The sequence below is a fragment of the Rheinheimera sp. NSM genome (genome assembly GCF_052380015.1).
In the GTDB taxonomy this organism is placed as follows: domain Bacteria; phylum Pseudomonadota; class Gammaproteobacteria; order Enterobacterales; family Alteromonadaceae; genus Alishewanella.
This window is the reverse complement of record NZ_JBQTCI010000001.1, coordinates 1185704-1206875: the sequence shown is the minus strand read 5'-3', so window position 1 is coordinate 1206875 and position 21172 is coordinate 1185704. Positions and strand designations below refer to the sequence as shown.

General features: G+C 51.4%; 14 protein-coding genes and 3 tRNA genes. 3 read left to right on the top strand and 14 right to left on the bottom strand.

The window, feature by feature from the left end:
* Positions 1 to 7: 7 nt before the first annotated feature.
* From oadA to ACTZWV_RS05330, 6 genes are all read right to left on the bottom strand, one after another.
* Positions 8 to 1789 carry a sodium-extruding oxaloacetate decarboxylase subunit alpha gene (gene oadA / locus ACTZWV_RS05355; protein WP_444785542.1) on the bottom strand — a complete coding sequence of 594 codons (1782 nt, stop codon included), beginning with the start codon at positions 1787 to 1789 and terminating at the stop codon, positions 8 to 10.
* Positions 1790 to 1801: 12 nt separating this feature from the next.
* Positions 1802 to 2041 (bottom strand): OadG family protein, encoded by a 240-nt coding sequence (locus tag ACTZWV_RS05350; protein ID WP_444785541.1) that lies wholly within the window; start codon positions 2039 to 2041, stop codon positions 1802 to 1804.
* Positions 2042 to 2304: 263 nt separating this feature from the next.
* Positions 2305 to 2844, bottom strand: coding sequence for a PqiC family protein (locus tag ACTZWV_RS05345; protein ID WP_444785540.1), 540 nt, complete (start codon positions 2842 to 2844; stop codon positions 2305 to 2307).
* Positions 2841 to 4511, bottom strand: a complete 1671-nt coding sequence (pqiB, locus tag ACTZWV_RS05340) for an intermembrane transport protein PqiB (RefSeq protein WP_444785539.1) — start codon at positions 4509 to 4511, stop codon at positions 2841 to 2843. Before pqiB ends, ACTZWV_RS05345 begins: the two co-directional genes overlap by 4 nt.
* The gene (locus tag ACTZWV_RS05335; protein WP_444785538.1) at positions 4508 to 5803 is read right to left on the bottom strand and encodes a PqiA/YebS family transporter subunit; all 1296 of its coding nucleotides are present in this window, start codon (positions 5801 to 5803) and stop codon (positions 4508 to 4510) included. Before ACTZWV_RS05335 ends, pqiB begins: the two co-directional genes overlap by 4 nt.
* 144 nt (positions 5804 to 5947) lie before the next feature.
* Positions 5948 to 7210: a glycerophosphodiester phosphodiesterase family protein gene (locus tag ACTZWV_RS05330; RefSeq protein WP_444785537.1), complete on the bottom strand. Its 1263-nt coding sequence runs from the start codon at positions 7208 to 7210 to the stop codon at positions 5948 to 5950.
* Between the two features lie 221 nt (positions 7211 to 7431).
* On the opposite strand from ACTZWV_RS05330, the gene ACTZWV_RS05325 reads away from it, so the two are divergent.
* A complete protein-coding gene (locus tag ACTZWV_RS05325; RefSeq protein WP_444785536.1) occupies positions 7432 to 9720 on the top strand; it encodes a TonB-dependent receptor domain-containing protein in 2289 nt (762 codons plus the stop codon).
* Between the two features lie 119 nt (positions 9721 to 9839).
* Here the strand turns inward: ACTZWV_RS05325 and ACTZWV_RS05320 are convergent.
* The 8 genes from ACTZWV_RS05320 to ACTZWV_RS05285 form a co-directional block, all read right to left on the bottom strand.
* Positions 9840 to 9916, bottom strand: a tRNA-Arg gene (locus ACTZWV_RS05320).
* A 64-nt stretch (positions 9917 to 9980) separates the two neighbouring features.
* A tRNA-Arg gene (locus ACTZWV_RS05315) sits at positions 9981 to 10057 on the bottom strand.
* A gap of 14 nt (positions 10058 to 10071) precedes the next feature.
* Positions 10072 to 10161 (bottom strand) — tRNA-Ser (locus ACTZWV_RS05310).
* A 165-nt stretch (positions 10162 to 10326) separates the two neighbouring features.
* Positions 10327 to 10527, bottom strand: coding sequence for a carbon storage regulator CsrA (csrA, locus tag ACTZWV_RS05305; RefSeq protein ID WP_173502054.1), 201 nt, complete (start codon positions 10525 to 10527; stop codon positions 10327 to 10329).
* Between the two features lie 301 nt (positions 10528 to 10828).
* Positions 10829 to 13447, bottom strand: coding sequence for an alanine--tRNA ligase (gene alaS, locus ACTZWV_RS05300; protein ID WP_444785644.1), 2619 nt, complete (start codon positions 13445 to 13447; stop codon positions 10829 to 10831).
* Positions 13448 to 13477: 30 nt separating this feature from the next.
* Positions 13478 to 13924, bottom strand: coding sequence for a regulatory protein RecX (locus ACTZWV_RS05295; protein WP_444785535.1), 447 nt, complete (start codon positions 13922 to 13924; stop codon positions 13478 to 13480).
* Between the two features lie 2 nt (positions 13925 to 13926).
* A complete protein-coding gene (locus ACTZWV_RS05290) occupies positions 13927 to 14652 on the bottom strand; it encodes a hypothetical protein (protein ID WP_444785534.1) in 726 nt (241 codons plus the stop codon).
* Between the two features lie 118 nt (positions 14653 to 14770).
* Complete coding sequence (locus ACTZWV_RS05285; RefSeq protein WP_444785533.1) at positions 14771 to 16807, bottom strand: S46 family peptidase; 2037 nt, start codon at positions 16805 to 16807, stop codon at positions 14771 to 14773.
* 211 nt (positions 16808 to 17018) lie between these two features.
* On the opposite strand from ACTZWV_RS05285, the gene ACTZWV_RS05280 reads away from it, so the two are divergent.
* Both ACTZWV_RS05280 and ACTZWV_RS05275 read left to right on the top strand, forming a co-directional pair.
* Entirely contained in the window at positions 17019 to 17507 is a 489-nt protein-coding gene (locus ACTZWV_RS05280) for a TIGR00645 family protein (protein WP_444785532.1), read from the top strand.
* A 74-nt stretch (positions 17508 to 17581) separates the two neighbouring features.
* The gene (locus tag ACTZWV_RS05275; RefSeq protein WP_444785531.1) at positions 17582 to 21160 is read left to right on the top strand and encodes an ATP-binding protein; all 3579 of its coding nucleotides are present in this window, start codon (positions 17582 to 17584) and stop codon (positions 21158 to 21160) included.
* The last annotated feature ends 12 nt before the right edge of the window (positions 21161 to 21172 follow it).

Sequence of the window (21172 nt, the reverse complement as noted above, 5' to 3'; positions counted from 1 at the left end):
CGCGGAGTTAGTCAAAACTGATCAACACATCACCGGTGCTTACCGCATCACCGGCAGCCACGTGAATATTAACCACTGTGCCATCAGACACTGCGCGTATTTCAGTTTCCATTTTCATCGCTTCCATAATAATCACCACATCGCCGCGTTTAACTGCAGCGCCTGCCTTGGTCACTATTTTCCAGATATTACCGGCCAACGGCGCATTTAAGGTACCGCTACCGGTAACAGAAGCGCTGCCGGGGATATTTTCTGATACCACAGGTTTGACTGAACTGAGCTCTCCGGTGGGCGCCACTTCAACTTCAAATACTTTGCCATCTACCCGCACGCTGTAACTGGCCGGGCCGCTTACAGCAGGCTTTGTTTTAGCCGGTGTCGCTTTGCTTTGATCATCAACTTGTTCCGGAGCGGGTTCAAACGCGGCCGGATTATCGCGGTTTTTCAGGAACTTTAACCCCACTTGTGGGAACAAGGCATAGGTCAGCACATCATCAATTGGTTTATCAGCCAGGCGAATGTCTTCGGTTTTGGCCAGACTGGTTAACTCCTGCTGCAGCTTATCCAGTTCCGGTTCAAGCAAATCCGCCGGACGACAGGTAATGGCCTGAGCGCCTGCCAAAACACGTGCCTGCAATTCTGCATTCATTGGTGCCGGCGTCGCGCCGTACTCGCCTTTTAATACCCCTGCCGTTTCTTTGGTGATGCTTTTGTAGCGCTCGCCGGTCAGCACATTTAACACCGCTTGGGTGCCGACAATTTGCGAGGTAGGTGTTACCAGCGGCAAAAAGCCGAGATCTTCACGCACATGCGGTATTTCTTTTAACACTGCATCCAATTTATCCAGTGCGCCCTGCTCTTTTAGCTGGCTTTCCATATTGGTTAACATGCCGCCCGGCACTTGTGCCAACAAAATGCGCGCATCCACTCCTTTTAATGAGCCTTCAAACTGCGCGTATTTTTTCCGCACATCGCGGAAATAAGCCGCAATATCAGCTAACAGTTCCAGATTCAGGCCGGTGTCCCGCCCGGTGCCTTCGGTAATCGCCACCATAGTTTCTGTGGCACTATGACCATAGGTCATGCTCATTGACGAAATCGCGCTGTCGAGCATATCAATGCCGGCGTCGATGGCTTTTTGGTAAGTCGCCACACTTAAGCCAGTAGTGGCATGACAATGTAATGCTAACGGAATTTTGGTCGCTTCTTTAATCCGGGTTACCAGCTCTTCGCATTCATACGGCTTAAGTAAACCGGCCATATCTTTAATACAAATAGAATGGCAGCCCATATCTTCGAGCTGGCGCGCCATATCTACCCACATATCAATGGTATGCACCGGGCTGACAGTATAAGAAATGGTGCCCTGAGCGTGAGCGCCCACTCTGATAGCCGCCTGTACCGCAGTTTGCAGGTTGCGGATATCATTCATCGCATCAAAAATGCGGAACACGTCAACGCCGTTTTCGTGCGCGCGCTCGACAAAAGCTGTCACCACATCATCAGCATAATGGCGGTAACCCAATAAATTCTGACCACGCAGCAGCATTTGCTGTTTGGTGTTCGGCATGGCTTTTTTCAGCTCGCGGATGCGATGCCAGGGATCTTCGCCTAAATAACGGATGCAGGCATCAAAGGTTGCCCCACCCCAGGATTCCATTGACCAGTAACCCACTTTATCCAACTTAGCAGCTATGGGTAACATATCGTCCAGCCGCAACCGTGTGGCCAGTAAAGACTGGTGCGCATCGCGCAGAACTAATTCGGTTAACAGTAATGGCTTGCTCATGCCGGTTTCCTCTTATTGTTGTTGGCGATACTGGTGCACAGCCGTGGTAATGGCAGCCAGTACAGCGGGGTTCAGGCCTTTGGCTGAGGTATCTGCTATAGCCGGTTTTTCTGCCGGCTTAACCGGAAAGTAGCGCTGCATCACGCTGCTTAGCAGTTGCATCAGCAACACCAGTAGTAATAAAAACGCAAAGACTGCAGCCATACCAATCAACATCAGATTGGCAGCTTCCAGCATCAATTCTGCGACCATAGCGTTTTCTCCTTATTGTTACCCTACCCGAAGCGGTGCTGTGTCAGAATAGCGCACCGCCACAGTGTTAGCCGGTTTTTCCCAGACAGCCTGCATTATGCGCAGAACAACCGGCCTGACTTAAATAAAACTGCGTGATAGTTGGTATTTATGCTAACAATTTGCAAATTGCCCCTACATTACACGTAAAGACATTCGAATGTCTAGCCATCTGAAAAATGGGCGACTGCAGGCGATAGATTATTCAGTGCAGAAAATGCTGCTCAGCCGGCTTGCTGCAGCTGTAAACTGATCAGCGTACTAAGTTGTTGCAAGCCTTCAGCCAACGCCGTTACCAATGCAGGATAACCGTCATTGGCTAACGGCACCCGCAAAGTAAACGCCTGTGATCCGGGTTGGCTACTGATAGCAAAACGGCCACTGATCACCGCATAGCCATCGGGTTGACCATGGAAACGGGCCAGCTGCACTGTTAGCCGCGGCGTGTCTGCACCAGCCTGCAGTACCGGACTAAAACCAGCGGCCCCCGTCGCCAGCAGATCGCGTAACTGGCGCTGCAGTTGCTGATCCAGCGCTTCTGCCCACAAATGCTGCCGTGCCATCACCAGTTCCACATCCGATACCTGCAACACCAAACCGCGGCCATTTAAGTAACCGGCAACCTGCACCGGTTCAATATACAGTGGTTTGGCGTTATCGCCGGCGTTATCGGCTGCTACTGCCGGCAGTTGGTAGTAACTGATAGCGGGTTGACTACTGCAGGCACTAAGCAATAGCAGCAACAGTAGCGGAATTGTTCTCATTGTTTTGCTCTCTTCGGTTGAGGATCTGTGGGTGCATCAGCAGCAAATATCAGCGCATTGCTTTGTTGGTTTAAGGTTTGCAATATCGGTTGCAGCTCGCGCAGTACCTGGTCCAGCGTCTGTAAATTACCGTTCAATTTGTCATAAGCAGCAGATCCCGGGCTTACCCCTGCCAACATACGCTGCAGTTCCTGCAGGCTTTGTTGTAACTGCGCCGGTAACTGCTGCACCTGCGGATTAGCCACCAAGGCTTCAAGTTGAGCCACCATACGCTCAGCATTTTGCATCAACGCATCGGTGCTTTGCAGGGTTTTTTCGCTTTGCGCCAGCAACTGCTCAACCGGCAGGTTGTTAATTTTATCCAGTGCCATCAGCACCTTTTGCTCGATATTGCTCAGCCCGCTGCGCTCTGTGGGCAACATTGGATAGCCTGCGCTTTGGCTTAATGCCAGCTGCTGTTGTTGCAAAGCGCGTTGTTCCGCATTAACAGTGGCATCCGGATTAACATCCAAATCAATATACAGCGCACCGGTAAGCAGGTTGCCGGTTTTTAATGCCGCATGCATACCACCGTTGATGGCTTTTTTCAGCTCTTCGCGTAACTGTGACAAACTGAGGTTTTCGTACAAGCGCCCGGCTTCAATACGGATCAACACCGGTATACCCTGCTGCAACGACACTTCGAACGGTTTATCAATGGCAAAGAAAAACGGTACACTGGCCACTGTACCTACCCGCACGCCGCGGTATTCCACCGGCGCGCCGGCTTTTAAACCCCGCACCGATTCGTCAAAAAACAGCAGGTATTCGACAAATTCACTGTACAACCCTTCCTGAATACTTTGTTTATTCGGGAACAGCTGAAACTCAGTACCGTCTTTTACTGCGTTGCCGGCCGGCCAGCCCTGCATCAGATCAAAGCTGACGCCTCCGCTAAGCAGGGTCGTGGCAGAGCCAACATCTACCTGTAGCCCTTCTGCGGAGATATCAAATGAGAAGCCACTGCTGCGCCAGAACCTGACATTTTCTGAAATCAGCACATCAAACGGCTCGCGGATATACAGTTGATACTGTGTGCGGCGCGAACTTAGATCAAATTCGCTCAGTTCAACGGTACCTACCTCATAGCCGCGGTACAGCACCGGATCACCGGCCGCCAAACCGCCGCTATCTGCAGTGCTAAGCATAATACGCACGCCGGGCGCATCTGCCGGCGCTATCGGTGGTGCGTCCAACAATGCGTGTTCCAGTTGCTGCTGTGCAGAATCACCGGGTTGCAGCTCAATATAAACACCGGACAACAACGTATTTAACCCGGTAACGCCGCCGCGGCCAATTTGCGGCTTAACCACCCAAAACTGCGAGTCGGTATTAAGTAACGGGGTAATGGCCGGTTTCATCCGCGCTTTAATAATTACCTGAGTTAAATCATCACTCAACTCAACCGAGATCACCTGACCAACATCGACACTGCGGCTTTTTATCTGCGTTTTGCCGGCAACAATCCCTTCGGCGTTGGCCGTTAGTAAAGTGAGCATAGCGCCCTGCTGCTGGTAATGGTTGTACAGCATCCAAAGCCCGATAAGCACCGCGGCAATCGGCACCACCCAAATGGGTGACCACTGCCGGATACGGCGGATCTGCGCGCTGGTTTGTTGTTGCGTCAAGACGAGCTCCCTGTTTGTTCCGGTATCGGATCCCACAAAAGTCTGGGATCAAAACTCAGTGCGGCCAGCATGGTAAGTATCACCACTGTAGCAAACACTAAGGCCCCTGCCCCGGGATATACACTCATTAATAAATCAAACCGTACCAGGGCCGCCATAATAGCAACCACCAATACATCCACCATCGACCAGCGGCCAACCCAATCTACCCAGCGGTATATCTGGGTTGAATACTGCCGGCGCTGGCTTAGCGGCAAAGCGGTTAAATAACATAACCAAAACATAATCAGTATTTTTACCACCGGCACTATGACACTGGCGATCAAAATGATAATCGCCACCGGATAAGCGCCATCCTGCCACATCAGTACCAGGCCACTGATAATAGTAGAATCAATGGTTTCACCAAAAGACACAGTACGCATTATCGGCATTAAATTCGCCGGTATATACAGCAAGGTCGCTGCGATTAACAATGCCATGGTGTTCTGCACACTGCTACGCTGGCGCAACCGCACCTTAGTATGGCAGCGGCTGCAATGCGTTTGGGTAACCGGGATAATGGCGGTACATACCTGACACAATTTTAAATTTTGCTGCAGGCCGGTTTTGCCGGCATGAGCGGCAACCTGCGGCGCCGGACAAGGCGCAATTTTCGACCACAGTTCACGCCGGTCTATTACCTGGAAGGCGCGTAAATGCAATAAACAAAACAAGCAAAAAGCCCAGAAACTCGGCCCCAGTGAGATATCGGCATCGGCCACCAGCTTCACAAAGCTGATAATCAACCCCATCAGAAAGATATCCACCATGCTCCAGGGTTTCAGCATGTACAGCACCCGTGCCACCCAGGTGCGGGCCGGCAGCGCGTACAGCATGCCCAGCTTCAGATACAAGATGGCAGACATACAGGCCGCCGGTACGGCCTGAATAAACAACCAGATTAACACCGCCAACCATTGATGATGTTCAGTAAAGAGCACTGAAGAGGTGTCAAAAAAATTCATTTCGTTGCTGTTGCCGGCGGCAAACATACTGACAAACGGAAACAAATTGGCCAGCAGCAGCATAAATAATGCGCTACCGGCATACAGCACCGGCCGCAATACCGGCTGCGGGTGTCTGGCATCTAAATGATGACCACAGCGGCTGCAGCAGGCCTCTTCGCCGGGTACAATAGACGGCAGTTGTTGCATCAGATCACAATGCCGGCATAACATCAGCTCCGCCGACCCGGGGTCAGGTACGGTTGATGGCAAAGCTGATGTGGCGGATATGGCAGATGCTGTCACGGTGCAGGCTTACCTGTGTTGAGCCGGAAGCACGATTGTAGCAGAGCAAAGCTGAACTTAGCCTGAGTAAAACCGTGCCGTTACAGTGACAATTTATAGCACAATCACAGTAACTTAGCGATGCAGGCGGCGGATTTTTAACGCTTAAAAACTGCTGTTGCCTAACAGACAATTCGCATAAAACGTGGTAGTACCCGGCCAATCGGAGAATACCGCTTTAACCCCGACATCGCGGGCCAGCACATCAAGTACCTGCAACACTACGCCGTCATGCTTTGCCAACGTCGGCAAAGATTGATAGTACCAATCCTTGCCCTGTGCCAGCGGCGCTGAGCGCTCCAGGCTCCAGGCAATAATGTCCAACCCGGCCGCTTTTGCAGCTATAGCGTACGCCGACGGCACTATCTTGCCATTTTGTTCGGTTACCAGTACCCACAACGGCGGAGCAATAATATTCAGCCCACTGGCTTTAAGCTGTGCCATCGACGGTTGCCAACTGCTACTTTGCATCGGGTCAAAACCGGGCTGTTCATAACGGCCATCAAGCCATACCGCTTGGCGGGCAAATTCCGGCTCATGCTCCAGCCAGTACACAATATCCTGCCAGTTGAATGATTGCAGATACACTTGTGAGGGCGCAACACCTGCCGCTTTATATTCATCCACCAGTTGCTGCGCATAGTCTTGCTGACTGTAGCGGCCGTTAAACGGCATGGCTACTTCAGGCTGTTTCAGCTCGGGTGTCATCTTTACCCCTAACTGTTTAAACAGCGCCACCGACTCTTTATGCGTTACCGGCGTAGCACACTGGCTGTATAAATCGGTGCGCCAACCGGGCGTACCCTGCACATAATCCTCTGCATTTTGTGCGCGGGGGTTTACGCCATCCATTTTGGCACAAAGCCCGCTGAACTCCTGTACGGTAATATCGCTGGTGCAGCACAGTGCAGTGGCGGCTTTACCGCTTGCAGCTTCTGCCGGGCTAAAAGGCACCCTGCATTTTGCCGCCAGCTCAGGGCGTAGCAAAATATCGGTGGTCTGGTGTAAATCACACTGGGCATGGCGGCATACCAGTTGCTGATCGGCCGTAAAGGCCACATCACATTCCACTATGCCGGCGCCCATATCCGCTGCAGCCTGATACGACTGCCGGCTGTGCTCGGCAAACATCAGCGGAGCCCCGCGATGGCCAATGGAAAATTCATGCCGGTAAAACGGCTGGTTTTTACACGCCTGCAGCCGCTGCTTTAAGTCACCTTCAGGTAAGGCGCCGATTAAATACAACGGCCTTGGCCCCGGCGAAGCACTGAGCTGCAAATCCGGATTAGCGGTCGACTGGCACCCTGCCAGCACCAGGGCTACAGCTAATACCAGTGCCAAGGCTAAAACTAATAATAGTGGCTTCATAACAACTCCTGCAGTTTTGCCACAGCCTGACCAAATATTATGACAAACAAATGAAAACTGTCGCTGCAGCCAGCATAGCGTCATAAAAACAACATCTTAATCACACAGTAAATACATTTTAAAGTCACGAAATTTAAACATTGGTTCTCCACAATGGCTCGCCGTCGGCGACTCGTCCGACCATAACAACAAGATCACAACATCTGTTCGGGAGACTCATTGTGCACAATCTCAGGTTAAATAGCCTTACGCTGGCCATCGCCACTCTGCTTAGCAGTGCAGCGCAAGCAGAAGAAAACGTTACTGTCGCCGCTGCAGAAAGCGACGTTGAAGTGCTGTCTGTTGTCGGTAAACGCGTCAGCTACGCCAATAACAGCACCGATGCCAATATGGCGCAGTTTCAGGCACCTATCAGCAACGTGCTGGATTTGGTGAATAACCTACCGGGTGTTAACGTTGGCCAGGGCGATGCTTTTGGCAGCGATGACTACACCACAACCATCAGCATGCGCGGTTTTGTTATTGACCGCGCCGATCAGCAACTCGGTATCACTATAGATGGCGTGCCCAATGGCGGCTCAGCTTATGCCGGCGGCAGTAAAGCCAACCGCTATCTGGATGCGGAAAACACCCGCTACGTTGAAGTAGGCCAGGGCGCAGCTGATATTGCATCAGCATCGCTGGACGCACTGGGCGGCACGCTGAATTTTATCTCGGCTAATCCTGCAATGGAGAAAGGCGGCCGTTTTGGCTACAGCAGCGGCAGCCATAATGCACGGCGTTACTTTGCCCGCTACAACACCGGTGAAATTCTTGACCATACTACGGCTTATTTCAGCTTGTCAGACAGCTTTAACAACCGCTGGATTGGTAGCGGCAGTAACGGCTACGCTAACCGTTTCCACGTTGAGGCAAAAAGTATCACTGAGCTGGAACGTGCCCGCATTACTGCGCGCATTTCCTATGACGATGCGCACGAAGATAACTACGATTACCGCTCGCTGGCGCAGTTTAAACAAAACCCTCACTGGGACGGCCTTACCAGTGCCTGGACCGGCAATCCGGATATTGATCAAAACTTCGCTGAAGCCTGGTCGACACTGCGCGAAAATATGCTGGCGTACGTAAAAACTGAATTTGATTTAAGTGACAGCATCGACATGGATGTCACGCCCTATCTGCATTTACAAAATGGCCGCGGCGATTGGCTACCGCCTTACCAGGTATATGCCACCGATACCGAGGGTAATTTAATCAGCAAAGGCAATGGCGCTCAACGTATTACTTACAACTATGTTGATGCAAACGGCCAGCCGATTTTAGATGCCGATGCTGATACCACCGGCGCAACCAGGGTGTCGTCTTATCGCCATACCCATTATGAAAAACAGCGTTACGGCACTACGGCCAATTTACGCTGGACACTGGGTAACAACCTGCTGCGTGCCGGCCTGTGGCTGGAGCAGCAAGATCGTAATCAGAGCCGCGACTGGCACAAAGTGCTGGATCCACAGGTATATCATTACTTTGACAACACGCCATACTGGGTTCAATTTGACGATGACTACGATCAAAGTATCGTGAAGTACTATCTGCAGGATACGATCAGCTTTGGCGATTTGCAGCTTACCCTGGGCTTGCAGCAGTACCTTATTGACATTGAGCGTACTGATAACTTCGACAGCAGCAATAACGGTAAATTGAACAGTGACTCAGATTTATTACCCGGCATTGGTGTGGTTTATCGCCTGACAGAAAAACTGGAATTGTTTGCCGGCTTCGCGGAAAACTTTAAAGCCATACCGGATACTATCTTAAACACCGTTGGACAGGACTTTAACGAGCTGGAGGCAGAAACTGCCGACAATATCGATTTTGGCCTGCGCTACTTTGGTGACTCGGTTAATTGGTCTGCTACTTATTATGACGTTAGCTTTAATAACCGTATTACGCTACTGGCCTATGAAGAAATTGACGATTTGCCGGATTATTTAGCCGAGCTGGACGGCACCTTTGTTAACGTTGGTGGCGTGACATCACGCGGCATTGAAGCCAACCTTGACTGGCGCTTTGCTCCAAACTGGTCACTCACATCAGCACTAACACTTAATAGCGCCGAATACAGTGAAACCATTAACGGCTATCGTGCCGGCGATAAAGTAGCAGCAATACCGGAGAAAATGCTTAGCATGGCGCTGAATTACAACGACGGCAGCTACCGTGCCGGTATTAATGGTAAATACACCGCGGAATATTATGGCGCCGCCGGACGCGATGAAATTGATGGTGTTATTCAGTGGAACCGCGATCCGATCCCCGCTCACACTATCGTAAATGCTTATCTGGGTTATCAGTACAACCTGGCTGCTGCCGCTATGTTTAATCAAGTGGATCTGGCGCTGACGCTAAATAATCTAACTGATAAAAGTTATATCAGCGGTGGTCAGGAAGGCGCTTACTTGCTGGGTGCCGGCCGTACTGTAAGCTTTACTGTTAGTTTAGGTTTCTAAGCCTGCAGCATTACACAAGGGCGCAGCATAGCGCCCTTTTTTATTGCCTGCGTCAGCTTGCATCTCGTTCAAATGAAAAAAACCCGCTAAGGCGTTAGCCGTAGCGGGTTCTTCGTATATGGTGGACGCAGGAGGATTCGAACCTCCGACCGCTCGGTTCGTAGCCGAGTACTCTATCCAGCTGAGCTATGCGTCCATGGTGTTGCAAATTTTAGCACAATTATTTTAAAGCACAGTGCATGATGCTTGCCCAAATCAGATGGTGGACGCAGGAGGATTCGAACCTCCGACCGCTCGGTTCGTAGCCGAGTACTCTATCCAGCTGAGCTATGCGTCCGCTCTGACAAAAAATGGCGGAGAAAGAGGGATTCGAACCCTCGATAGAGTTTCCCCTATACACCCTTAGCAGGGGTGCGCCTTCAGCCACTCGGCCATTTCTCCGCTCTGTGTTGCGGCGTGTATATTAATGTCTCAGGAAAATAAGTCAAACAATTTTTGGAACTGAAAAGTGCGTTTGCCGACCTTTTAAGCAATTCAGCGCGATTAAGTCACAAAACGTACAAAATCAGCAGAATTCATCAGCAAGCCACGCTGGTAACGCGAGAATTAGTCGTCTTCGCCGTAAGTTGTATCCGGTGAACCTTTCTCGGCCTGAATACGCATATAAATCTCTTCACGGTGTACAGATACTTCTTTTGGTGCATTAACACCAATACGTACCTGGTTGCCTTTCACACCCAATACCGTTACGGTAACTTCGTCACCGATCATCAGTGTCTCACCAACACGACGAGTAAGAATTAGCATTCGTTTGCTCCTTTATCCCTGTTACCCAGCGCAAGTTACACCGGTGTATACACTAAAGCGCCGTATCATAACTCAGCTGCGCAGCTGATGAAAAGCCGGGCGTTTAAATAATTGGCGTTTATGCACAACAAAATTGTGCTAAAACGCCGGCATTGTAGCAATCTGCTGCACGCCGGCAGCAAATAATCGACATTCATACTGTACTGTACGGCAAATAACCGCTTTTGTTGATTACGCTGCGGCTAATTGGCCCGATCAGCCTGGAGGGACGACGCTACCCTCCCTGGCAGTTGGATGCAGTTTAGCTTAATTTTTGACTTACCAGGGTTTTAGCTTGCGCCAATACTGCCGCTAATGCCGCCACGTCAGTACCACCAGCCTGAGCCATATCAGGCCGGCCACCGCCCTTACCACCTAATTTTTCTGCCGCCCAGCCCACCAACTGGCCGGCATGTACCTTACCGGTTAAATCGGCAGTAACGCCGGCTATCAGGCTGATTTTGTCATCATTTACCGTTGCCAGCAGAATAACACCGCTGCTGAGTTTATTTTTCAGTTCATCCAGCATAGTGCGCAGTGCTTTAGGCTCGGTTGCCGGCAGCTGGCTGATTAACACCGTTGCCCCGGCAATTTGCTCGGCTTGATCGGATAGCGATGCACCGGCCTGGCTGGCCAGTTTAGCTTTTAGCTGTTCAATGTCTTTTTCCAGCTGCTTGCTGCGCTCCTGCGCTTGCTGTACACGCTCGGCAATACTGAACATGTCGCCCTTCAGTGCGCTGGCAACGCTTTGCGCCTGTTGCTCCAACTGTTGAATATAGCTGATGGCACCGGCACCGCTAACCGCTTCAATCCGGCGCACACCGGAGGCGATACCGTTTTCAGATACAATTTTGCACAAACCAATATCGCCGGTGCGGCTGACATGGGTACCACCGCAAAGTTCAATGGAGAAGTCACCCATGCTCAGCACACGCACTTCGTCATCATACTTTTCGCCAAACAGCGCCATAGCACCGGCCGCTTTTGCCTCGTCAATCGGCATTAACCGGGTTTGTAACGGATGATTCTGCTGAATTTGTTCGTTAACCAGCTGTTCAATAGTGCGCAGCTCTTCTGCTTTTACTGCCTCAAAATGGCTGAAATCAAAGCGCAGCCGCTCAGGGCCAACCAGCGAGCCTTTTTGCGTTACGTGTTCACCCAACACTTTACGCAGCGCTGCATGCAATAAATGCGTAGCAGAGTGGTTTTGCTTAATAGCGGCACGGCGTGCACTGTCTATCTGTGCATCCACTTTGTCGCCCACAGTTAAAGCGCCGCGTACATGGCCTTTATGCGCGAAAGCTTTAGCCAGCTTAATAGTATCTTGCACGGTAAACACCGCGCCGTTGGCCAGGGTTAAGCTGCCGCTGTCGCCTATTTGGCCACCGGACTCGGCATAAAACGGCGTTTTATCCAGAATAACCAGCGCCTGGTCGCCATCGCTGAGGCTGTTTACGGCCTGGCCATCGCGCAGTATTTCTACCACCAGCGCATTACCAAACTCCTGCTCGTAACCGGTAAAGGTAGTTTGCTGGCTTGAAGTTACTGCTGCATTGTAATCGGCGCCGAAGTTAGACGCCTGCTGTGCACGTTTACGCTGCTGCGCCATAGCAGCATCAAAACCGGCCTGATCAATGCTCAGGTTACGCTCACGCGCCACATCATTGGTTAAATCAACCGGGAAGCCGTAGGTATCGTACAGTTTAAATACCAGCTCGCCCGGCAGCTCGGTGCCGGTTAAGCCGGCCAGCGCGTCTTCCAGTATTGTCAGACCACGCTCCAGCGTTTTGCCGAACTGCTCTTCTTCCAGTTTCAGGACTTTTTCCACTACCGCTTGCTTTGCTGCCAGCTCCGGATAGGCTTCACCCATCTGCGCCACTAAAGCCGCTACCAACTGATAGAAAAACGCACCTTTAGCGCCCAGCTTATTACCATGGCGTACGGCACGGCGCACAATACGGCGCAGCACATAGCCACGGCCTTCGTTGGAGGGCTGCACCCCATCAACAATTAAAAACGCACAGCTGCGGATATGGTCGGCCACCACGCGTAACGATTTATCGCTTAAATCGGTAGCACCGGTCACCTCTGCTGCGGCTTTAATTAACGCGACAAAAGTATCAATTTCGTAGTTACTGTGTACGTGCTGCAAAATAGCGGCAATACGCTCCAGCCCCATACCGGTATCAACACTGGGTTTGGGCAGTTTTTCCATCCGGCCGTCGCTGTGGCGGTTAAACTGCATAAACACGATGTTCCAGATCTCGATATAACGATCGCCATCTTCTTCCGGCGAACCCGGCGGGCCGCCCCAGATATGCTCACCGTGGTCATAGAAAATTTCGGTACAAGGGCCGCACGGGCCGGTATCGCCCATCGCCCAGAAGTTATCCGACGCGTAAGGCGCGCCCTTATTGTCGCCGATACGGATAATCCGCTCTGCCGGCACCCCCACGTCCTTTAACCAGATGTTGTAGGCTTCATCGTCGGTTTCATATACGGTTACCCACAGCTTTTCTTTGGGCAGCTTAACCACAACGGTTAAGAACTCCCAGGCATAGGCTATGGCTTCTTGTTTAAAGTAATCGCCAAAGCTGAAGTTACCCAGCATTTCAAAAAAGGTATGGTGGCGGGCGGTGTAGCCGACGTTTTCCAGGTCGTTATGTTTACCGCCGGCACGCACACAGCGCTGGGCAGACACGGCACGGTTATAGCTGCGCGGGTCCTGACCGAGAAATACGTCTTTAAATTGCACCATACCGGCATTGGTAAACAGTAAGGTGGCATCATTGCCCGGGATCAGCGAACTGCTGGCTACTACCTGGTGCTGTTTACTGGCAAAATAATCTAAAAAGGCGCGCCTGATACCGGCCGATGTCATAGTCATGGAAAAATCCTGTCCGCTTGAGTGTTACTCTGTTTGATTAATGGCAAATTGAATTTGTTCGTTACTAAAACCACGGCGCTGCATATACGCCATGCGTTTAAACTTGTCTTTATATTCGGTTACTACGCTTTGGCCGTATTTCTTTTGGTACAGTTGCTGTGCCAGCGCAAACCAATCTATTTCCAGCTCTGCCGCGCATTGCAGCACCTGTTCACGGCTGATATTTTGCTGGCGGCATTCCTGCACTATGTAGCCCAAGCCATAGCCTTTATTTACCCGGCTACGCACTAACATACTGATAAAACGCTGCTGATCCAGGTAGTTCTCTGCCTTACACCAGGCTATTACCTTAGCAATATCGCCGGCTTCACCGCCCTGGCGGCTTAAGCGCTGGCTTAGCTGCGCTTCGCTGTAGTCGCGCCGGCTCAGCCAATTAATGGCCATGCGTTTTAAATCTGCCAGCTCAGCCAAGGCTATACTTCCAGCACCGCTTCATCAGTGGGTTTAACCTGCAACGCAAAGAACTCATTAAAAGATAAGAAAAACGCGATATTCAGCAGTGGTACCACCAGCAATAAGCCGATAAACATGGTTGGCATGGTAAGCATTATCAGCAGCAGACTCAAGAGGCCAAATACCACCAATGGCGTGATATTGCGCCAGCAGGCAATAAAGCTGGCCTGCATAATAGCCACTATACTGCGCTCACGTAAAAAATATGCGATGGCCACAGCATAAGCAAAAACCATCCAGCCAAGGATATAACCGGCCACAAACAACAATACCAGCCCGGCGCTTACCGGTTGCTCTGCCTGAAGTTGCTCTAACAGCATCATCGCCAGACTGCTTAGCGGAATAGATGCCAGCATATTCAGTGCCGCTATGCGCATAAAAACGGCCCTGCAGCCGCTCTCCTGCAGCGGTTTAAATAAATCGCTATAGCTGATGACCTGCTTTTGTTGCACTGCCACCACGCTTTTATATACCCCGGCTGTTAAGAACGGATTAAGCAAAATGCCAATCACCGCAGTAAACGGGTGCAGTTGGCTAAACAGGGCAATAGCGCCGAGGCTGACAAACATCAATATCCACACCAAAGGCGCCTGCAGGAAGATATGCCAGCTTTGCTTTAACCAGCCCAAAGAGGCCAGGGCTGCTGCGCGACGTACAATAAGTTTTACCCGGAACTGCTTATCCACTTGCTCTCCACCATTAGTAACCACAACACAGCCGTTAAACTGCCTGCGGCTATAATACTGCAAATCGACTGAAATTAAGAGAGAGGAAGGTAAAACTGCCCGTTACAGGCAGTTTTATTCAGTAACGCAGCTGCATTTCCCCCAGCAGGGTTTTGCCGGCTTCCGATTGCTGCAATTGCCAGACAATAAAACGGCTGTCAACATGCACAGAGCGGCTTTGCGCCGCATCATAGTGCCAGTCTGCCAACACATTTTCTTTTACGCCGGCGAACATCACACCGACCAACTCCGCCCGCGTATTCAAAGTAGGCGCCGCCGTGTAGCCGGCACAGCTGTCTGCGGTGCTGAGAAAATTCACCGCTAACCCGGCTTGTTCCGGTGCTACAACAGGTTTATCCCGCGTATTTAAACCGCGCAGACTGCTAAATGGCTGATGCCACACCGCATCCATAGGTTGATAGCCACGCACATGGCCAAGACTAAAGCGTAACGAGCCATTGGCCTCGGCGTAACTTGCTTTACCCCGGGCTTCGTCAAACGCCAGTAATACCTCCATCATGCCGGCTTTGGCAGCGTCCAGTTCTGCATTAAGTTGCCGGCGCTGCGTAGCCAATTGCGTAGCAGTATCGTGCATTGCCACGGCAAAGTTAATCAAGCTATCCTGACTTTGCACAAACTGCTGCGGGCGCTGCGTTAACCAGTGCAAGCGTGTATCCGCATCTGTTAGCCTGGTGCCGCGATATATCGCAGCTAGTTTATGCCGCACTATTTCGCGGTTAAAGCCATCAGCCAAAGCAAAATAATGATCTAACGCCGGCAAACGTTGTTCGGCCGGTAGCAATGAATATTGCCGCAGAAAATGCAGCGCCAGCTCCATATCCAGCCTGGCGTCAAATTGTGTATCCAATAACTGTATCTGCCGGCGTATTTGCTGCGCTTGCTGCTGCAGGCTATTTTCATCCTCTGCAGCTTCTCGCGCCAGCGCATGGCTATACAGCTGCTTGGCTAACGCCGGTAACCGGGCGTACTGTAAATAATCCAGCACCTGGTCGCGCAGTTGTGTGTTGTGATATTGCTGCTGCAACAACACAAACCGGCTTATTGCCGGCGCATACAGCTGCTGGCGCACCGGGCTGCCGTTAATCCAGTCGATCAGCTGTTGCTCTGCTTGCTGCTTTTGTGCCAGCAGATTGCTGTTACGGTACTGCTGCAGCATTGCCTGTTGCTGTTGTTCGCTTTGCTTAAGTTGGTGCAGCATAGCGGCATAGCGCTGTGCATTATGACTGCCTGGCGGCGCCAACCGCTCAATCAGCTCTATGGTGTGCTGCAGGTAACCGAGCGATGCCGGCAACAGTTGTTCAAACTGAAAACGCACCTGCTCCGCATTATGATAGCGTTGGCTGTTTTGCGGAAAGCCAGCCACTATTACCGCATCATTTTCTGCTACGCCGCGAGCCGACACCGCTAAAAAAGCCGGGCGATAAGGCACTACGGTCTGATCATTACGCTGATAAGCGCGCAGCAACACGTAGTTAGCACTGTAACGCGGCCATGACCAATTACGGCCATCAACAACCCTTTGCGGTACATGCACTAAACGCACACTGTCCAGATCCTGATACTGCAGCAGATAAAAAGCCATGCCATCATGAAAGCTTTTCAGCTCGCAGCGGTAACCACTTTGGCGCTGACACTCGCTGACTAATTGCCGGCTAAGCTGCTGCAGTTTTTCACTACGCTGTTGCGGGCTGAGCGGCTGGCTTAACTGGCGATTGAGCAGCAAGGTCACATCTTGCTGTTGCCGCATCATGGCGATACCAAGCCCGGTAAGCGGTAATTCAGTTTCCGGCGTCAGCGCGGTAAAACCGCTGTCCGACATGGCAGGCTGCAATGAATCTAACTTTTGCGCCAGGCAATGATAACTGGTTAGCAGCAAACCGTTGGCTGACACAAAAGCCGCGCTGCAGTCGCCCACTTGCGCCATAGCATTAACCGATTGCTGTAACGCAGCCACCTGGCCGGGCAATAACGACGACACGGCATCCGCCGTCAGTATTTGCGGCAACTGCTGCGGTTGCCACAAGCCTTCACCTGCCTGCACTGTACCGCTGCAAAGCGCCAGTAACACAGTCAGGCTGCGATGTATTATTCTCATAGAGCAACACTGTAGTATCATATCGCGCAGACGCTATCACATTAGCCTGCAGTCTCCAGTATGCTTGCGGTAAAACGCAAAAATATGCGGTAACTACCGGTTAACTCCTCACTGATTACCCAACACAGATAACAGATAAAAAGACTGCCGGACGCTTGACGTCTTGACCGATGACCGCATAATACAGCGGTTGGATAATACAGGTGTAGTAATGGAAAATTTTCTGGAAAAACTGATGTACTCTACGCGCTGGATCATGGCGCCTATTTATCTTGGTCTTAGCCTGGCGCTGCTGGCGCTGGGCATTAAGTTCTTTCAGGAAGTGTTTCATATCATGCCCATTATTCTGAGCATGAAAGAAGTTGAGCTGATACTGGTGGTGTTATCACTAATTGATATCGCCTTAGTGGGTGGCCTGATTGTGATGGTGATGTTTTCCGGTTACGAAAACTTCGTTTCCAGGCTGGATTTGGAAGGCAACGACGATAAATTAAGCTGGTTGGGTAAACTCGACTCCGGTTCATTAAAAAACAAAGTAGCAGCGTCTATTGTTGCTATCTCGTCTATTCATCTGTTAAAGGTGTTTATGAATACCGAAACCATCGCCAATGACAAAATTATGTGGTATCTGCTGATGCATATCACCTTTGTGTTATCGGCCTTCGCGATGGGCTACCTGGACAAAGTGCTGCGCAAATAACACTACTGCCGGCACGGTACTTGCCGGCATTGCCGACGCACAACTATGCCAAACTATGTGAACAGGGGGTGTGCATGGTAACAAGGCGGACACATTCAGGCATTATCAGTCTGGTTATACTGCTGCTGTTATGCTGCCCTGCGGTTGTTGCACAAGGGCAATATGGCACGCCGCTACTGAGCAATTTTAAACCGAAAGATTACAACGGCGGCACGCAGAACTGGGCGGTAATTCAGGATCAGCGCGGCTTGTTGTATGTCGGTAATAATGTCGGCATTTTAGAATACGACGGCGCCCGCTGGCGTATGATACCAACCAGCAATAAAGCCGTGGTACGTTCCCTGGCCTTAGCTGATGATGGTCGCATTTATGTCGGCTCAAAAGGTGAGCTGGGCTACATTGATACGAAAGATCCGGCCGGCAGCCGCTATGTTTCTTTGCTGCAGCGCATTGCACCGGAGTACCGTAACTTTCAGGACGTACGTCAAACCTTTGCCACTGCTGATGGCGCTTACTTTATCAGTCGCGACTATGTGTTTCTGATCAGCGCTGAGCAAGTTAAAGTCTGGACTACCAACAGCGCCTTTCTGAAGGCATTTTGGTTGCAGGGCCGTCTTATAGTACGTGAAGAAGGCACCGGCTTACTGGAGTTGAAACAAGGCGACTTTACCCTGCTACCGGGATCTGAGCGTTTCGCCGACACCAGCGTATTTATGTTGGAAGTATTTGATGCGACTACTCTGCTGGCCGGCAGCCGCGAGGGCGAATTGTTTTTGCTTAACAGCGAAGGCAGCGAGCGCTGGCATACCGACATTGATGACGCCTTGCCACGGGCTCTGCTTTATAGTGCGCTGCGTTTAAATAATGGTGATTTTGCGCTGGGTACCACTCAGGATGGCCTCTATATACTCAGTGCTGAGGGCAAACTAAAAAGCCATATTACCAAGCAGTACGGCCTGGTCGATCAGAATATCCGCGCCCTGTATCAGGATCATCAGCAAGGCCTGTGGCTGGCGTTGGATCATGGTTTAAGCCGGATAGACTTATCTGCCGCTATCTCTTACTACAATAACGCCAATGGCCTGCACGGCAATGTGCTGGCCCTGTATCAGCATCAGGACAGCCTGTACGCCGGTACCAGCCTGGGCTTATTTCGTAAAAACGTGCAAAACCGCTTTGAAGCTATAACGGAGTTACAAAAACAAACCTGGGATTTTATCAGTTTTGAGCAACAACTGCTGATCGCCAACAGCAGCGGCGTCTATGCTATGCAAGGACAGCAAATAAGCCTGGTACGCCCCTCTGAGCTGGCCAGTAAAGTGTTGTATCAGTCGGTGCAAAACCCGCAGCGCATTTTTATCGGCTTGCAGGACGGCCTGGCCAGTATGCGCTATGAGCAAGGTAAATGGCTGGACGAAGGCCGCGTGCCGGGGGTCAGCGGTAACCTGAACAGTATTCTGGAAACTGCCGACGGTGAGCTCTGGCTTGGCAGTCTGGCCCATGGTGTATACCGCCTTAACCTGCCGGCACGCTGGCAAGGTGGTAATTCTGTACCGCTGGCAGTAAAGCACTTTAGTAAGGCCGACGGTTTACCCAGCAACAACCGTAACTCGGTACATTGGTACAAACAACAGCTGTTGTTGGCCAGCGTAAACGGCTTTCTTCGTTTTGATGCAGCCGCGCAGCAATTCACTCTGGACCCGCAACTGGCACAAGCCTTCAGTGGCACCCAGCCTTGGGTACGTTACCCGCAAACCGATCAGCACAATAATCTGTGGCTGCTAACCTGGGATAACGACAGCGGCAGCCGTCAGGCCGGGGTGTTGTTTGCCGACGCTAACGGCCATTACCGCTGGCAGGCGTCGGCGCTACAGCCATTGCAGGACATTCCGCTGGATACGCTGCTAATCGATAAACAAAATGTGGTTTGGTTTGGTGGCGCCGAAGGTATCTTCCGCTTTGCCATTAATGAGCACAGTAACTTACCACCGAAGCTGCCGCTGGTACGGCAACTGCGAACCTTAGATGGCAAGGTATTTTATAACGGTGGCACGGTGCCGCAACGGCTGCAACTTGATGCCGGCAGCACAGCGTTGCGGTTTGACTATGCCAGCCCCAACTTCAGCCACTTATTTTTGCCACAATTCCAGGTAAAGCTGCAGGGACATGATAAAACCTGGTCTGGCTGGAGTAACGAGCTGTATCGTGATTACACCAACCTGCCCGGCGGTGACTATCAGTTTATGGTGCGCAGCCGCGACCATCAGGGCGACTCCCAACTCTCTGCCGCGTTGAATATTCATATTGCGCATCCCTGGTATGCCGGTACCGCCGCCTGGCTCAGCTATATCCTGCTGACACTGTTGCTACTGTATTTACTGTTGAAATGGCGAACCAGACATCTGTTAAAAGAAAAACAACAACTGACGGTGATGATTGAACAGCGCACCGCACACCTGCAACACACCATGGCACAGTTACAACAGGCCAAACAAGCGGCTGAAGCCGCCACCGTCGCTAAGAGTGAGTTTCTGGCCAATATGAGCCATGAGCTGCGCACCCCGCTCAATGCTGTGTTGGGCTTTGCCGAACTGGCACAACAAAATGAAGACTTTGCTACGCAGCAAAGTTATTTGGACAAAATCCGTGCGTCAGGTCGCATTTTATTAAGCATTATTAATGACGTGCTGGATTTTTCTAAAATTGAAGCCGGCAAGCTCACCCTGGAACAAGCCCCCTTCGGGCTGAGCACCTGCATCAACCGTGTGGTCGATATGTTCAGTGCACAACTGGCCGAAAAGCAGCTGCAGTTCAGGCTGCAACAGGATGCCGGGTTACCGCAGTATCTGCAGGGCGATGAACTGCGCCTGAGCCAGGTATTAATTAACCTGCTAAGCAACGCAGTGAAATTTACCGACAACGGCGAAATAACCCTGAGTGTCACTGCACTGCCGGCACCGGCAGCCGGCGTGCATCAGTTAAGCTTTGCTATCAGCGATACCGGCATTGGTATCTCTGAGCAACAACAACAGCAATTATTTACCGCCTTTAATCAGGCCGACAGCTCCATCAGCCGCAAGTTTGGCGGCACAGGGCTGGGCCTCACCATTTGCCGCCGGCTGGTCACATTAATGGGCGGCGAAATGCAGGTTAGCAGCCAACGCGGCATCGGCAGTACCTTTAGCTTTAGCGCCCGCTTTGCGCACTGTAAAGCCGCAGATATACCGGCAGTGCCCGTACAACAGCCGGCAACAGCTCAAGTACCGCCCGTGAGTGACACTGCAGAGCAAACCAGCGTATTACTGGTTGAAGATAACTATTTTAATCAGGCACTGGCGCAAATTATCTTACAAAAGCTGGGCTACACTGTGCTGACCGCAGCAGATGGCAACCAGGCGCTGCAATTGCTGGCTCAGCAACCGGTAGCGCTGATCCTGATGGATATTGAAATGCCTGGTTTAAACGGCTACGACACCACAAGCCGCTTACGCCAATTGCCCGGCTGTGAACATATTCCTGTTATTGCCATGACGGCGCATCACTCTGACGAGGTACGCCAACGCTGTATTGCCGCAGGGATGAATGATTTAGTCAGCAAGCCGATAGACAGTGCGGTGCTGGCCCGTTGTATCAGCCAGTGGTTACCGGATTAGCCGCCCCCGGCC